The 648-nt window shown below is 66.7% G+C and carries 1 protein-coding gene; it reads left to right on the forward strand.

Annotation, left to right across the window (positions count from 1 at the left end):
* The coding region (locus G3O01_RS45020; protein ID WP_205814009.1) for a TolC family protein at positions 1 to 648 on the forward strand (648 nt) is incomplete at both ends.

Consider the following 648-nt stretch of genomic DNA (forward strand, 5'->3'; position numbering starts at 1 on the left):
TGCTGTCGACGGAAGAAGCGAAGCGCGGCACGGTCCTCACGCTGGTGTCGTCGGTGGCCTCGTCGTATATCAATCTGCGCAGTCTCGACCGGCAGCTGGAGATCGCGAAAGCGACTACAGACAGCCGTGCCGAATCCGTGCGTGTGTTCGAACTGCGCTTCAGGGGCGGCGAGGTCTCGCAGATGGAACTCGCGCAGAGCCAGTCCGAATACGAGGCATCGCGGGCGGCGATTCCGCAGCTCGAGGCACAGATCGCGCAGCAGGAAGACGCGCTCTCCGTGCTGCTCGGACGCAATCCGGGCGACATCCTGCGCGGACGCACGCTCGCCGAACTGGCGGCGCCGGCCGTGCCCGCCGGGCTGCCGTCGGATCTGCTCGAGCGGCGTCCGGACCTGCGCCAGGCCGAGCAGGATCTGGTGGCGGCGAACGCTCAGATTGGCGCCGCGAAGGCGCTGTATTTCCCGCAGATTTCGATCACGGGCCTGTTCGGCACGCAAAGCGGCCAGTTCTCGAAGCTCTTTACGGGGCCGGCGCGCGTGTGGTCGTTTGCGGGGTCGGTGACGCAGCCGATCTTCGAAGGCGGCGCGATCGCCGGTCAGGTGAAACAGGCTGAGGCGGTGCAGCAGCAGGCGCTGTATTCGTATCGCA

Origin of the sequence: Burkholderia sp. Ac-20365 (assembly GCF_017104715.1) — a bacterium.
In the GTDB taxonomy this organism is placed as follows: Bacteria; Pseudomonadota; Gammaproteobacteria; order Burkholderiales; family Burkholderiaceae; genus Paraburkholderia.